Source organism: Mesorhizobium sp. WSM4809, from assembly GCF_055811655.1.
Genome location: NZ_JBVVQW010000004.1, coordinates 119159 through 132885, shown reverse-complemented (window position 1 = coordinate 132885; position 13727 = coordinate 119159). Strand labels below are relative to the sequence as shown.

Here is a 13727-nt window from a genome sequence, read left to right as displayed (position 1 = left end):
GCTCCTCCCGAGCTCGACCCATGCGTCCCGTGCCGCCCTTGGCACGGGACGCAGTTCAGATAAATTCCATGACAGAGACGACCAAGTGACCGAAGCAGGACTCACCATGCTCAATCGGACCGCGGAGAACGTTGCCCGGGCGACGCCGGAACCGTTGGCCCGCAAGGTCCGGGGCATCAGCGACAAGGGCCTCGCCTGGCTGTTCATCTCGCCGACGATCCTGTTGCTGCTGGCCATCAACATCTTCCCGCTGTTCTGGGCGATCTATCTGTCGTTCACCAACTACCGCGCCAACCGCCCGAACGAGGTGGTGAAGAACCTCGGCTTTGCCAACTACCAGCGCATCCTCGGCGACAAGGATATCTGGATCGCCATGCAGACGACGGCGCATTTCGTGTTCTGGACCATCCTGCTGCAGACGCTGATCGGCTTCACCCTGGCCTGGCTGATCGACAGGAAGTTCCGCGGCCACGCCTTCTGGACGACGCTGATCCTGGTGCCCATGATGCTGTCGCCGGCGGTGGTCGGTAATTTCTGGCGCTTCCTCTACGAGCCGCAGATCGGCCTGTTCGCCTACGCGATTTCCTTCGTCACGAGGATTCCGCCGACCGATATCCAGATGCTCTCCAACGTGTCGCTGGCGCCCTGGTCGATCATCATCGTCGACACCTGGATGTGGACACCCTACGTGATGCTGATCTGCCTCGCGGGCCTACGCTCCATCCCCGAATACATCTACGAGGCGGCCGAGGTCGACCGCGCCTCCAACTGGCGGCAATTCTGGTCGATCACGCTGCCGATGGCGCTGCCCTTCATCATGCTGGCTGTGCTGTTTCGCGGCATCGAGAACTTCAAGATGTTCGACATGGTCAATCTGTTGACCGGCGGCGGGCCGGGCTCGACCACCGAGGTCGCCTCGATAACGCTGAAGCGGCAGGCTTTCGAAAGCTGGCGCACCGGCTATTCCTCGGCCTTCGCAATCATTCTTTTCGTGGCGGTGTTCGGCCTCGCCAACATCTACGTCAAGGCGCTCAACAAGGTGAAGCAGAGATGAGCCTGACCACAGCCCATTCGGTCGTCGCACCGAGCAGCAACTCGAAACGGATCGCCGGCACGATCATCGTACTTTACGCACTGATCTCGATCGTGCCGCTGCTGTGGATCTTCGCCACCAGCTTCAAAACGCCGCCGGATTCGATCGCCTATCCGCCCAAGATCCTGTTCCAGCCAAGCCTTGAGGGCTACTGCAATCTGTTCACGACGCGGACCCGGCAGACGCCGGAATACATCAACTCGCTGGGCCCGGCGACAGGCTTCTGCGACGAGACCACGCGCAAGCGCAACATGGTGATCGCCGGCCCGTCCAACTTCCTGCCGCGCTTCGTCAATTCGCTGATCATCGCCTTCGGCTCGACTTTCTGCGCCGTCTTCCTCGGCACGCTGTCGGCCTACGGCTTCTCACGCTTCAAGGTGCCGCTCGCCGACGACCTTTTGTTCTTCATCCTGTCGACGCGCTTCATGCCGCCGATCGCCGTCGCCATTCCGATCTATCTGATGTACCGCGAGCTTGGCCTGTCGGACACGGCGCTCGGCATGATCCTGCTCTACACGGCGGTCAATGTTTCGCTGGCGGTGTGGCTGCTGAAAGGCTTCATCGACGAAATCCCGCGCGAGTACGAAGAGGCGGCGATGATCGACGGCTATACACGGCTGCAGGCCTTCTGGCGCACCGTGCTGCCGCAAGCGACGACCGGCATTGCAGCGACCGCGATCTTCTGCCTGATCTTCGCCTGGAACGAGTATGCGTTCGCGGCACTCCTGACCTCGGGCACCGCGCAGACCGCGCCGCCCTTCATCCCAACCATCATCGGCGAAGGCGGCCAGGACTGGCCGGCGGTCGCGGCCGGCACGACGATCTTCCTGGTGCCGATCCTGGTCTTCACCATTCTGCTCCGCAAGCAATTGCTGCGCGGCATCACCTTCGGCGCGGTGCGCAAATGAGCATGACCAAGCCTCAGAAACGCAAGTCGCGCTGGCCGGTCTGGGCCAGGCGCGGGCTGATGGAAAACATCGCCACGGCGCTGATCGCCATCGGCTTCCTGATGCTGTTCCAGCCCTTCGCGCTGTCGCTCTACACCTACTCCTTCATCACCATGCTCGCCGGCACCGTGATGTTCATCATCGTCTCGAAATTCCCGGAATAATCATGGCCGAAATCCGCGTCCAGCACCTGAGAAAGGCCTTCGGCGATTTCGTTGCCGTGCAGGATTCCAACTTCGTCGTCGAGGATGGCGAGTTCTTCGTCATGCTCGGGCCGTCGGGCTGTGGCAAGACGACGACCTTGCGCATGATCGCCGGGCTCGAACTGCCGACCGGCGGCCAGATCCTGCTCGGCGGCGACGACGTCACCATGCTGCGGGCACGCGAGCGCGACATCGCCTTCGTCTTCCAGCTGTTCGCGCTCTATCCGCACATGAACGTGCGCAAGAACATCGGCTTCCCGCTGTTGGCGCAAGGCATGCCTTCGGCCGAGATCCGCACCCGTGTCGAGGAAACAGCAAAACTGCTGCGCATCGATCACCTGCTCAACAAATCCGTCTCCGGACTTGCCGGTGGTGACCGCCAGCGGGTCGCGCTCGGCCGCGCCATCGTGCGGCGGCCAAAATGCTTCCTGATGGATGAGCCGCTCGGCACGCTCGACACCGAATTCCGCGATTTGATGGTCCATGAACTGCGCGAACTGCACAACCGCATCCGTGCCACGACGGTCTATGTCACGCACGACCAGATGGAAGCGATGTCGATGGCCGACAAGATCGCCGTGATGAACCATGGCGTCATCGAACAGTTCGGAAGCCCACGCGAAATCTACGACCGCCCGGCAACCATGTTCGTCGCCGACTTCATTGGCTCGCCGCCGATGAACTTTTTGGGATTTGGCGGCGGGGTCGCCAAGGGCGCCAGGGAGATCATCGTGCAAGGTGCGAAGGTCGCGGTGCCGGAGGTACGAGAGGACATCGCACCCAGCGACATGGCCCTTGGCATCCGCCCGGAGCACATACGCTTCGACGACGCCTCCAAGCTGCGCGGCGCCATCTACGGCACCGAATATCTCGGCACCACGCAGATCGTCGCGGTCGAAACGGCGGACGGTATCATCAAGGCACGCGTGCCGGCCGAAATCCGGCTGTCCACCGGCGACCATGTCGGCCTGACGCTGAGCAGCGCGCGGCTGTCGCTGTTCGAGAAGGGATCGGGCCGCGCAGTGAGAACCGCGATCCACGATGTCGCCTCGGAGCGGAGGACCCAGCATGGCTGAGGTGCACATCAAGAACGCGACCAAGAGTTTCGGCGATCATGCCGCCGTCAACGGCCTCGACCTGCACATAGCAGATGGCGAATTCGTCGTGCTGCTCGGGCCGACCGGGGCCGGTAAGACAACGACGCTGCGGCTCATCGCCGGGTTGGAACGGCCGGATACCGGCACGATCGAGATCGGTGGACACAACGCCACGACGCTGTCGCCGGCCGAGCGTGACACCGCCTTCGTCTTCCAGCAGTATTCGCTCTATCCGCATCTGTCGGTATTCGACAACCTCGCCTTCCCGCTGCGCTCGCCGGCGCGGAAAATGCCGGAGGACCAGATCCGCCGCCGGGTCGAGGAGGTGGCGAAGATGGTGCGCATCCATCACAAGCTCGCCAATCGCTCGACCAAGCTTTCGGGCGGCGAAATGCAGCGCGTTGCCATCGGTCGCGCGCTGGTGCGCAAGCCTTCGATCTATCTGATGGACGAGCCGCTGTCGTCGCTCGATGCCAAGCTGCGCGGCGATCTCAGGCTCGAGCTGAAGCGCATCCAGACCGAACTCGGCGCCACCATGCTTTATGTCACGCATGATCAGATCGAGGCGATGACGATGGCAGACCGCATCGGCATCCTCACCGAGGGCGTGCTGGTGCAGATCGGTTCGCCGCGCACTATCTATTCCGAGCCGGCAAACCTTCATGTCGCGGCAAGGCTCGGCCAACCGGCGATCAATCTTCTGCCGACCGGACTGCTGCCTGATGCCGGCGCGCCAGCCGGGACCAAGACGATCGGCGCGCGCACCGAACATCTTTCGATCGCGAAGGCTGCGAATGGTCATGCCGACGGCGTCGTCGACTGGGTCGAGCATCTCGGTGATCAGAACCATTTGCATGTGACGGTGGGGACCAAGAAACTGGTGACGCTGACCGATCCCGACACGGATCTGGCGCAGGGCGACAAAGTGGTGATCCGCTACCGGGCGCCGCTGTATTTCGGCGCCGATGGACAGCGATTGATGTGAGCGGTTTTCGGTGATTCAGCACCGGTTTTGACTTTGCCAGTATGGGACGAATTCGATGAAGCACTTTTTCAATCGCAGGGAAACGATCGTCACCGAGGCGCTCGACGGCCTGTTGCGGACCATCGGATCAGGCGATCTCGCGCGCCTCGACGGCTATCCCGAGATCAAGGTCATCCTGCGCGCCGACTGGAACAAGACGAAAGTCAGTGTCGTCTCCGGCGGCGGGGCCGGGCACGAGCCGTCCCATGCCGGCTTCGTCGGCAAAGGCATGCTGACGGCGGCGGTCTCAGGCGAGATCTTTGCCTCGCCGAGCGTCGAAGCCGTGCTGGCCGCCATTCGCGCAGTCACCGGCCCGGCCGGCTGTCTGTTGATCGTCAAGAACTACACCGGCGACCGCCTCAATTTCGGTCTGGCCGCCGAGAAGGCGCGCGCCGAAGGATTTCATGTAGAGATGGTGATCGTCGCCGACGACGTCGCGCTGCCTGATATCACCCAGCCGCGCGGCGTTGCCGGCACCTTGTTCGTGCACAAGATCGCAGGCCATCTGTCGGCGGCCGGCCACGATCTGGCATTCGTCGCAACGGCCGCTCGCGCGGCGGCGAAGGATATCGTTTCGCTCGGCATGTCGCTGTCGTCCTGCTCGATCCCCGGCCAGCCGCACGAAGACAGGTTTGGCGAGAACGATGGTGAACTCGGCCTCGGCATTCATGGCGAGCCGGGCGTCGAAAGGATTGCGGTGCAGAGTGCCGACAGACTGGTGGCGATCATGGTGGAGCGCCTCGCGGCACGGCTTGATCCCGAGGCCACCTACGCCTTGCTGATCAACAATCTCGGCTCCGTGCCGCCGCTCGAAATGTCTGTCGTCGCCAATGCGGTGCTTGCATCGCCGCTGGCCAAGACCATCAAGCTGACGATCGGCCCGGGCCCGCTGATGACGGCGCTCAACATGAACGGCTTCTCGCTGTCGCTGATCCGGCTGGATGCGGCGCGCGAAACCGCCTTGCAGGCGCCGGTCGGTCCGCACGCCTGGATGCCGGCAAAGCCGGTTGTTTCACCTGCCGTCGTGCCGATGGCGAAAGCGGCCGGACAGAGCGCGGCACGCAAGCCCAGCCAGGATGCGCGCACGAAGCGTCTAGTCGTCACGGTCTGCGAACGGCTGATCGCGCTCGAAGCGACTTTGAACGGATTGGACGCCAAAACAGGCGACGGCGACACCGGCTCGACGGTGGCGACCGGCGCGCGCAGTGTTCTCGAGCGGCTTGATGCGCTGCCGCTTGCCGAGCCGGCGGCGACCCTTGGCGCGATAGGTGACATTTTGAGCGCCTCGATGGGCGGCTCCAGCGGCGTGCTGCTGTCGATCTTCTTCACCGCCGCGGCGCAAGCTCTGGAGAGCGGCGCAAACCTGGCCAAGGCGCTGCTTGCCGGCCTCGAGCGAATGACTTTCTATGGCGGCGCAAGGATGGGGGATCGCACGATGGTCGATGCCCTGGAGCCTGCCCTCAGAGCGCTCGATGCCAGGAGCGTGGAAGAAGCGGCTGTGGCGGCTCGACGTGGCGCCGAGGCCACCGCTGCCATGGACAGGGCAAAATCCGGGCGGTCCGCCTATGTCGGCAGCAAGCTGCAAGGCGTGGCCGACCCCGGCGCCTATGCAGTGGCCGAGGTTTTCGCGGCGGCGGCCGCGCTGCATGAAGCGGCCTGATTCATGCTCCAGTTGTCGAATGAGCGTTCTTTCGATACTGCGGGCGGCATGGAAACCGGAAATGCGGGTGACATGGCGGCGTTGAACCTTGCCAGGCTGATCGCGGCCGCTGCGGATACCATTGCCGCTCACGCCCAGGAGTTGACGGCGCTCGACCAGGCGATGGGCGACGGCGACCACGGGCTGAACATGAAGCGCGGCTTCGAGGCCGTGCGCGCGGAAGCCGAAGCATTTTCGGCCAAACCGCTGCCCGATGCCTTGAAGGCGATCGGCACCAAGCTGGTGATGACGGTCGGCGGCGCCTCCGGCCCGCTATTCGGCACCCTTTTCCTGGCACTCGGCAAGGAGATTTCAGCGGCGCCTGATCGCGCCAATCTGACGGCGGCGTTCGGCAAGGCGATCGAAGCGGTGGCAGCACGGGGCAAGTCGCAGGTTGGACAAAAAACCATGCTCGACGTGCTGCAGCCGGTGCATGACGCGTTGCTGCAGGGAAAGACGGCGCCGGAAATCGCAGGTATCGCCGATGCGGCCGCCGAGGCGACCGTGCCGATGAAGGCCCGGCGCGGCCGTGCGTCGTTCCTTGGCGACCGGTCGATCGGCCACATGGATGCCGGTGCACGCTCGACCGCGCTTCTGGTGTGCACGATCGTCGAAACGCTGGAAGGTCAGCCATGAGCAATGTCGGCATCGTCATCGTTTCGCATTCGCCGCTGGTTGCCGAGGGCACGGCCGACATGGTGCGGCAGATGGTGGGCGACGAAGTGCCGCTTGCATGGTGCGGCGGAAACGGCCATGGCGGGCTCGGCACCAATGTCGAGGCGATCATGGGCGCCATCGACAAGGCCTGGTCGGAAGCCGGTGTCGCCATTCTGGTCGATCTCGGCGGTGCCGAGACCAACTCGGAAATGGCGGTGGAGATGATCGGCGAGCCACGCTCGCACAAGATCATCGTCTGCAACGCGCCGATCGTCGAAGGCGCGGTGATGGCGGCGACCGAGGCCTCCGGCGGCGCCTCGCTCCGGGAAGTGGTGGCGACGGCACATGAATTGTCGCCGTCGTGAGTGAACGGGAAGTTTGAAGACATGTCCGCATCCGCCGAAGCGACCGTTGTGATCACCCACGAGGTGGGCCTGCACGCGCGTCCTTCGGTGAAGTTCACCAAGCTGGCCAAGAGCTTTGCCGCCGAGGTGGAAATCGCGCTTGCCGCCAACGGCCCCTGGTTCGACGCCAAGAGCATCGTCAAGGTGATGGCGACCAAGGCGCCGAAGGGTACGCTGTTGCACATCAGGGCCAGCGGAGACGGCGCCAATGATGCCGTCGACGCGCTGGTCGAACTGGTGCGGCGCGATTTCGACGAAGGCGCGGACCATGCCCGAACCGCTTAGGATTAAAGGCATTTCGGCCTCGGCCGGTTATGCCGAAGGGCCGCTGTTCGACCTCGACCAGACTGTCGGCTCCTATGTCGGCAAAGAAACAGCCGACGATGAGAAGGCCGCGCTCGAAACCGCAATCGGCATTGCCACGGGCCGTCTCACTGCAATGATCGGGATGGCCGAGGGCGATGCCGCCGACATTCTCGAGTTTCAGATCGCCATGCTGCAAGACGATGCGCTGAGCAGCCCGGCCTTTACCGCGATCCGCTCCGGCCTGCCAGCGGACAAAGCATGGCGGCAAGCGCTTGATACTGAGACTGCCGGCTACGATGCTTCGGACCAGGATTATTTCCGCGCGCGCGCCGCCGACATCCGCGATATCAGGGACCAGGTGCTGCGGGCTCTGTCGGAGGTTGGCAACGTCGAGCCGCCCGCCGGCGCCATCCTCTATGGCGAGGATATCGCGCCGACGCGTTTTCTCGAAACCGACTGGAGCAGCGGCGGCGGCATCGCGCTGAGGGCGGGCAGCACCGCCAGCCATGTCGCCATGCTGGCGCGCTCGCGCGGCGTACCCATGATCGTCGGTCTCGGTGCTTCGCCGGCTCATCTCGCCGGCATCGCCCTGCTCGACGCCGAACATGGCGGCATCGTGGTGTCGCCCTCCAGGACCGAAATCGCCGCTTTTCGGCAATCCTGCGCGTCGTTCTCTGCGCGCCGCAACCGGGCCGGGACATTCCTGGCGCGGCCGGCGGTCACCAAGACCGGCAGGGCGGTGCGGGTGCAACTCAACATCGCCGACCCGTCCGAGGTCGACGGCATCGATATCGCCACCTGCGACGGGGTCGGGCTGATGCGCACCGAATTCCTGTTCGGCAAGACGCTGCCGGACGAGGGGACACAGTATCGCGCCTATCGCAAGGTGCTGGAATGGGCTGGTGACAAACCGGTGACGATCCGCACCGTCGATGCCGGCGGCGACAAGCCGGTGCCCGGCTTCACCATCGAGGAGAGCAATCCGTTCCTCGGCCTGCGCGGAATCAGGCTGTCGCTGGCAAGGCCGGAGGTGTTTCGTGTACAGATCCGGGCACTGCTGCGCGCCGCGGTGCACGGCAATCTGAAAGTGATGTTTCCGATGATCGCCATTGTGGAGGAATACCGACAGGCAGCGGCGATGTTCGCCGAGGAGCAGACCGCACTTGCCGCGCGCGGCATCGCGAGCAAGATGCCGCCGCTCGGCATCATGGTCGAGGTGCCGTCGGTGGCGATCCTGCCGGAAGCCTTTGCTGATGCCGCCTTCTTCTCGATCGGCTCCAACGACCTCACCCAATATGTCATGGCGGCTGCCCGCGACAACTCTGCCGTGGCTCATCTCAATTCGGTCCGTCATCCAGCCGTGCTGCGGCTGATCGCTGCCGTGACCGCGTTTGGCGAACAAGAAAAAATACCGGTCAGCCTGTGCGGCGATGCCGGCGGCGATCCGGCCTCGATCCCGTCACTGCTCGAGGCCGGCCTGCGCGATCTTTCCGTCGCTCCGGCGCAACTCGCCATGGCCAAGGCGGCCATCGCGGACGTTTCTGTCTAGGCGCGGCCAGCATGGTCGACATCAAACCCGAACCTGGCTCCGAGGACGCGATCCGCGCCTACAAGACGATCCTGTCGCACGTCATCGACCAGCGCCCATCCGGCATGCGCCAGCGCCTGGCCGATGCGCTCGGCAAACACCGAAGCTTCGTCACGCAGATTTCCAGTCCTGCCTATTCAATTCCGATCCCGTCTAAACATTTGCCGGCTATATTTTCGGTCTGCCATTTCAGTCCGGTTGAGCGCGATCAGTTTCTCGCCGCCTACCATCAGGCGCATCCGGGGAAAATTTCGGTCGCGGCAGGCATGCGCAAGACGCGGCATGTCTCGCTTGTGGTGCCGGATTTCGGCGACGACAAGCAGAACGCCGCACTCGACAAAGCGGTGAACGACTTTATCCAGAAGATCACCAGCATCACCGGCAAGGGTAGCTGATCGAACTCTTTGTTTTACGCAATTCCGGAAAAAACCGCGACACATTTTTCCTGGAATTGTTTGGAAGGCCTATTTCGGGAGGAGACGATCGTGAAGAAGTTCATGAACTCGGTGGACACGGTGCTGACCGAGAGCCTCGACGGTTTCGTGGCCGCCCATGCCGACATCCTGGTGCTTGGCGACGAGCACAAATTCATCCGCCGCAAGACCTTGCGGCCGGGCAAGGTGGCGTTGATCTCCGGCGGAGGCTCCGGCCACGAGCCGCTGCATGGCGGCTTTGTCGGGCACGGCATGCTCGACGCCGCCTGCCCCGGCCAGGTGTTCACCTCGCCGACGCCGGACCAGATGCTGGCGGCGTCGCAAGCCGTCGACACGGGCGCCGGCTGCCTGTTCATCGTCAAGAACTATGAAGGCGACGTCATGAACTTCGAGATGGCGGCCGAAATGTCGGAAGGCATCCTGCAGATCGTGACCAATGACGATGTCGCCGTCGAGAATTCTTCCTATACGACGGGCCGGCGCGGCGTCGCCGGCACGTTGGTGGTGGAAAAGATCGTCGGCGCGGCCGCGGAACATGGCCTGGCGCTGGCGCCGTTGAAGGCGCTAGGCGACCGCGTCAACACGGCAACCCGCTCAATGGGCGTGGCGCTGACAAGTTGTACCGTGCCGGCGGCGGGCAAGCCGACTTTCGACATCGGTGACGGCGATATGGAGTTCGGCGTCGGCATCCATGGCGAACCCGGTCGTCGGCGCGACACGTTGAAAAGCGCCGATGCGATCGCGCAGGAGATCTGTGCCGCAATCCTGGGCGATCTCGGCGACCGGGCGAAGGGTCCGGCGCTGCTGTTCGTCAACGGCTTCGGCGGCACGCCGCTGATGGAGCTCTATCTGATGTACAACAGCGCGCGCGCGATCTTCGAAAAACACGGCGTGACGGTGACCCGTTCGCTGGTAGGCTCCTACGTCACCTCGCTCGACATGGCCGGCTGCTCGATCACGCTGACCATGCTCGACCACGAGACGACCGCATTCTGGGACGCGCCGGTGCACACAGCAGCGCTGCGCTGGGGCATGTAAAGCTGGCTTCCACCCTGCTTTTCTGCAACATCTTTCCCTTTAATCGCAACATTGTCCGGGTTGATGCTGCCACCGCTTACCCCTGCCGAAGAAAAGCTGCTGCTGCGCTACGCAGATCCGGAAGCGCCGACTGTCGACGTCGATAATTTGCCGGCAAAGACGCTGATGTCGCTGCTCGACAACGCCGAATTCCATGGCGTCCTGCCGATCATGCTGCGCAAGCTCAGCGGCGACGCGCAACTGCCATCGGATCAGGAGCTGGGAGACAAACTGGAGGACCTGCGCCAGAAGGCAACGATCGCCACCGGCCAGTCGATGCTGTTGAAGTATCATGGCGACCGCATCATGAAGGGACTGGCGGCGGACAATATTCCGGCGCGGATCGTCAAGGGGCCGGTCTTCGCGCGAAAGCTCTACCGCAACGTCGCCGACAGGCCGTTCACCGACATCGACATCCTGGTCGAACCCGCCAATCTGGCCAAGGCAAATCGGGTGATCGCGGCATGCGGCTTCGAGCTTGGCAGCAACGAGGCCGAGTCCTACGAATTGCAGGAATTCAAATGGCTCGAAAAGGAGAATTCCAGCCTGCTGGTCGAACTGCATGGCGACCTCGTGCATGACACCGGCATGCGGCGGCGCCTGTCGCTGGGTTTCCCTGAATTGCGCGCCATCGACGGCGACGCGACAGACACACCGGCGGCTCTTCTGACAATCGCCATCGTGCACGCCGCCGGCGGCCACAAATTCCACCGGCTGCAGCTTTGCGTCGACGTGCTGCAAGGCGTGCGGGCGCTGCAATCACCCGAAGCGGAAGCACGCCTCTTCGACGCTGCCCGTACCACCGGCATCGAGCTCGAGTTGGCAATCGTGCTCGATGTGACCGGCCAGTTGTTCGACGAAAGCCGAGCGCTCGACCTCGCCGGCCAGATCAAGCCCGATCTCTCCATACGGCTGGCCAGACGGTTGATCACCACGAATACGCTGCTCGGCGTCAATTCCAGGGATAAGCTTGGTTCGCGCCTACGCCGCGACGCCTTCCGCTGGATCCAACGGCTGGCCAGGGCCAGAGCAATTCCAGGAAAAGTGTGAGACGTTCTCTCCCGGAAAAGCGTCGCGCCATCACCTCAGGTCGGAAAGTGATGGCGCTCTTGGCTTGACCGCTCTGAGTCTTTAGCCTGCGTCGGGAAGCACACGACGAAGGATTGAGGAATTTGGCCGATCTCAATACCCACATTGCGAATGCTGCGCGTGATCGGAGTTCCCCGCGAGTCGTCGCGGTCCTTACAACACGGAACGAAGAACGGTTCGTTGCCGGATGTCTCGAGAACCTCTTTCGTCAAGGCGTACAGGTCTACATCTGCGACAATCAGTCGACGGACCGAACGCTTGAGATTGCCCAGCGCTACTGCGGAGCCGGATTGATAGGATTCGAAACCATCCCGCATAACGGCTGGTATTGCTGGGAGCACCTTCTTCGTCGCAAAGAGGAACTGTTTCGGTCGCTCGAAGCAGACTGGTTCATGCATGTTGACGCTGACGAGATCCACCTCCCGCCGACTTCGTACTCATCGTTGGTCTCCGCCATTGCGGCAGCCGACGCACTCGGCTTCAATGCAATCGAATCTTCCGAGTTTACGTTCATTCCTACCAGGGAAGCTCCCGATCACGACAATCCCGATTATCAACACACGCTGCGCACCTACTACCCGTTCCGGCCGACCTCCCCACACTGCGTCCGTGCCTACAAGAAACAGGACGGCCCCATGGAGATTGCGTGGTCAGGCGGCCATCTCGTACGGTTCGCGGGTCCGGTGAGGCTTTACTCCGAGCGTTTTCGCATGAAGCACTATCTGTTCCTTAGCGCAGAGCACGCCGCATGCAAGTATGCTGGCCGCCGGTTTCTGAGCGAAGAGGTCATTGGTCGTGGCTGGCACGGATGGCGACCCCGCTTGCGATCAGAGGATATTCTGCTGCCGGACGCCAGCCAGGTGCGCGCCAGCGCGACGGACGACGATCTGGACGAGGCCAATCCATGGTCGGCACACTGGCTTGAGCGGTACGCCTCGTGAATGAGGTACACCTCCCCCGCGTCCTGGCGATCGCGGATCGACCCGGCTGGGCGATTGATCGCAAGACCCAAAATCTCCGGCGCGTGCTGGAAAGAAGGTTCGAGATCGTCCAACGATTTCAACATGATGTGACTGAGTCGGACGTGAACACGGCGGACATCGTGCTCATCTTCTATTGGCTCCAGATCTCGAAGCTGCCCCTGCCGGAATCGGCCCTCGCCGGGCGGTCTGACAGGCTGCTCATCGGGATCTGCAGCCACAGAGAGCTGGAGGGCGAATTCCGCGAGCCCGGGCTCGCCGCCCTGCACCGGCTGGCGCGCGCTGTCTTTGTCAACAATCGGCAGCTCGAGCACGAATACGGTCCTCTACTGCGTGTTCCGGTCCACTACACGCCCAATGGAGTCGACACGACGTTCTTTTGTCCCGCACAAGAGCCACAACCCGGTTCTGGCGAGCTCCGTGTCGGATGGGCGGGAAGTCTCGGCAACCATGGTCCAGCACATCGCGGCTTCCACGACGTCATCGAGCCCGCGGTAGCGGCCGTGCCGGGCGCGCGCCTACTGACGGCGATTCGCGAGCAACGCTGGCGTAGCCATGACGAGATGCCCGACTTCTATCGGGATCTCGACGTTTATGTCTGCGCCAGCCTCAGCGAAGGCACTCCCAATCCTTGCTTGGAGGCGGCGGCGTGCGGTGTCCCTTTGGTGACCACCCGTGTGGGAAACATGCCCGAGCTGATTCGGGATGGCGACAACGGGCTGTTCTTCGATGGAACTGCGGAGGGGCTTGCGAACAAGCTAGCCTTGTTGCGGGACACGCCATCGCTCCGGTCGAGGATGGCCGCCCGCATGATCGAGACGATCCAAGAGTGGGATTGGGGCGTGCAGGCGGAGAACTACGCGCGCATGTTTGCCTCGTTGCTTACTGCGGGCGGAGCTGTCGGGCCCATGAGATGAGCGGCTTCGGGTGTGCCCTGCCAAACCTGACCTTTGTAGCGCCATTCGAGTTTTCCCGGACCCTTGCTCTTCCGTACCTCGCGCAGCAAGGATAACGAGGCGGCGCTGCGCTTAAATCGTTGTTTTTGCGCAAAACTGCGAAGTAGAAGCACTCCGAAACACGCTATCCCCACGCCCTTGGGAACAAGGAATAGCGGCCCCACGTTGCCTGG

General features: G+C 63.0%; 15 protein-coding genes. All 15 read left to right on the top strand.

Features of this window, described 5'->3' with window-relative positions:
• Positions 1-106: 106 nt before the first annotated feature.
• The 15 genes from AC0L24_RS11875 to AC0L24_RS11805 all read left to right on the top strand — a co-directional run bounded on the left by AC0L24_RS11875 (position 107) and on the right by AC0L24_RS11805 (position 13515).
• The gene (locus AC0L24_RS11875) at positions 107-1054 is read left to right on the top strand and encodes a carbohydrate ABC transporter permease (RefSeq protein ID WP_032901495.1); all 948 of its coding nucleotides are present in this window, start codon (positions 107-109) and stop codon (positions 1052-1054) included.
• Positions 1051-2001, top strand: coding sequence for a carbohydrate ABC transporter permease (locus tag AC0L24_RS11870; protein WP_013528079.1), 951 nt, complete (start codon positions 1051-1053; stop codon positions 1999-2001). The genes AC0L24_RS11875 and AC0L24_RS11870 overlap by 4 nt, the downstream gene beginning before the upstream one ends.
• Entirely contained in the window at positions 1998-2204 is a 207-nt protein-coding gene (locus AC0L24_RS11865) for a hypothetical protein (RefSeq protein WP_127320730.1), read from the top strand. Before AC0L24_RS11870 ends, AC0L24_RS11865 begins: the two co-directional genes overlap by 4 nt.
• A 2-nt stretch (positions 2205-2206) precedes the next feature.
• Positions 2207-3319 carry an ABC transporter ATP-binding protein gene (locus tag AC0L24_RS11860; RefSeq protein WP_127398595.1) on the top strand — a complete coding sequence of 371 codons (1113 nt, stop codon included), beginning with the start codon at positions 2207-2209 and terminating at the stop codon, positions 3317-3319.
• Positions 3312-4325, top strand: a complete 1014-nt coding sequence (locus AC0L24_RS11855; protein WP_127398593.1) for an ABC transporter ATP-binding protein — start codon at positions 3312-3314, stop codon at positions 4323-4325. Before AC0L24_RS11860 ends, AC0L24_RS11855 begins: the two co-directional genes overlap by 8 nt.
• A gap of 55 nt (positions 4326-4380) precedes the next feature.
• Complete coding sequence (locus AC0L24_RS11850) at positions 4381-6024, top strand: dihydroxyacetone kinase subunit DhaK (protein ID WP_473563730.1); 1644 nt, start codon at positions 4381-4383, stop codon at positions 6022-6024.
• A 72-nt stretch (positions 6025-6096) separates the two neighbouring features.
• Complete coding sequence (gene dhaL / locus AC0L24_RS11845) at positions 6097-6699, top strand: dihydroxyacetone kinase subunit DhaL (RefSeq protein WP_292702043.1); 603 nt, start codon at positions 6097-6099, stop codon at positions 6697-6699.
• Positions 6696-7085 (top strand): dihydroxyacetone kinase phosphoryl donor subunit DhaM, encoded by a 390-nt coding sequence (gene dhaM / locus AC0L24_RS11840; RefSeq protein WP_013528085.1) that lies wholly within the window; start codon positions 6696-6698, stop codon positions 7083-7085. The genes dhaL and dhaM overlap by 4 nt, the downstream gene beginning before the upstream one ends.
• A 21-nt stretch (positions 7086-7106) precedes the next feature.
• A complete protein-coding gene (locus AC0L24_RS11835) occupies positions 7107-7409 on the top strand; it encodes an HPr family phosphocarrier protein (RefSeq protein WP_127271907.1) in 303 nt (100 codons plus the stop codon).
• Positions 7393-8979, top strand: a complete 1587-nt coding sequence (gene ptsP / locus AC0L24_RS11830; RefSeq protein ID WP_127808130.1) for a phosphoenolpyruvate--protein phosphotransferase — start codon at positions 7393-7395, stop codon at positions 8977-8979. Before AC0L24_RS11835 ends, ptsP begins: the two co-directional genes overlap by 17 nt.
• Positions 8980-8990: 11 nt before the next feature.
• On the top strand, positions 8991-9413 hold the full coding sequence (locus tag AC0L24_RS11825) for a hypothetical protein (RefSeq protein WP_127328785.1): 423 nt from the start codon (positions 8991-8993) through the stop codon (positions 9411-9413).
• A gap of 90 nt (positions 9414-9503) precedes the next feature.
• Positions 9504-10490, top strand: coding sequence for a dihydroxyacetone kinase subunit DhaK (dhaK, locus tag AC0L24_RS11820; protein WP_127808131.1), 987 nt, complete (start codon positions 9504-9506; stop codon positions 10488-10490).
• Positions 10491-10553: 63 nt separating this feature from the next.
• Positions 10554-11579, top strand: a complete 1026-nt coding sequence (locus AC0L24_RS11815; RefSeq protein ID WP_127808132.1) for a nucleotidyltransferase family protein — start codon at positions 10554-10556, stop codon at positions 11577-11579.
• 122 nt (positions 11580-11701) lie between these two features.
• A complete protein-coding gene (locus AC0L24_RS11810) occupies positions 11702-12559 on the top strand; it encodes a glycosyltransferase family 2 protein (RefSeq protein ID WP_245481811.1) in 858 nt (285 codons plus the stop codon).
• A complete protein-coding gene (locus AC0L24_RS11805; RefSeq protein ID WP_127808134.1) occupies positions 12556-13515 on the top strand; it encodes a glycosyltransferase family 4 protein in 960 nt (319 codons plus the stop codon). The genes AC0L24_RS11810 and AC0L24_RS11805 overlap by 4 nt, the downstream gene beginning before the upstream one ends.
• Positions 13516-13727: the final 212 nt, after the last annotated feature.

What these genes read in the sequence shown, in the direction of transcription:
- AC0L24_RS11870 (WP_013528079.1), top strand. Translation starts at nt 1,051, where the DNA reads ATGAGCCTGACCACAGCCCATTCGGTCGTCGCACCGAGCAGCAACTCG.
- AC0L24_RS11825 (WP_127328785.1), top strand. Translation starts at nt 8,991, where the DNA reads ATGGTCGACATCAAACCCGAACCTGGCTCCGAGGACGCGATCCGCGCC.
- dhaL (WP_292702043.1), top strand. Translation starts at nt 6,097, where the DNA reads ATGGCGGCGTTGAACCTTGCCAGGCTGATCGCGGCCGCTGCGGATACC.
- AC0L24_RS11860 (WP_127398595.1), top strand. Translation starts at nt 2,207, where the DNA reads ATGGCCGAAATCCGCGTCCAGCACCTGAGAAAGGCCTTCGGCGATTTC.
- AC0L24_RS11815 (WP_127808132.1), top strand. Translation starts at nt 10,554, where the DNA reads ATGCTGCCACCGCTTACCCCTGCCGAAGAAAAGCTGCTGCTGCGCTAC.
- dhaM (WP_013528085.1), top strand. Translation starts at nt 6,696, where the DNA reads ATGAGCAATGTCGGCATCGTCATCGTTTCGCATTCGCCGCTGGTTGCC.
- AC0L24_RS11875 (WP_032901495.1), top strand. Translation starts at nt 107, where the DNA reads ATGCTCAATCGGACCGCGGAGAACGTTGCCCGGGCGACGCCGGAACCG.
- ptsP (WP_127808130.1), top strand. Translation starts at nt 7,393, where the DNA reads ATGCCCGAACCGCTTAGGATTAAAGGCATTTCGGCCTCGGCCGGTTAT.
- AC0L24_RS11850 (WP_473563730.1), top strand. Translation starts at nt 4,381, where the DNA reads ATGAAGCACTTTTTCAATCGCAGGGAAACGATCGTCACCGAGGCGCTC.
- AC0L24_RS11865 (WP_127320730.1), top strand. Translation starts at nt 1,998, where the DNA reads ATGAGCATGACCAAGCCTCAGAAACGCAAGTCGCGCTGGCCGGTCTGG.
- AC0L24_RS11835 (WP_127271907.1), top strand. Translation starts at nt 7,107, where the DNA reads ATGTCCGCATCCGCCGAAGCGACCGTTGTGATCACCCACGAGGTGGGC.
- AC0L24_RS11855 (WP_127398593.1), top strand. Translation starts at nt 3,312, where the DNA reads ATGGCTGAGGTGCACATCAAGAACGCGACCAAGAGTTTCGGCGATCAT.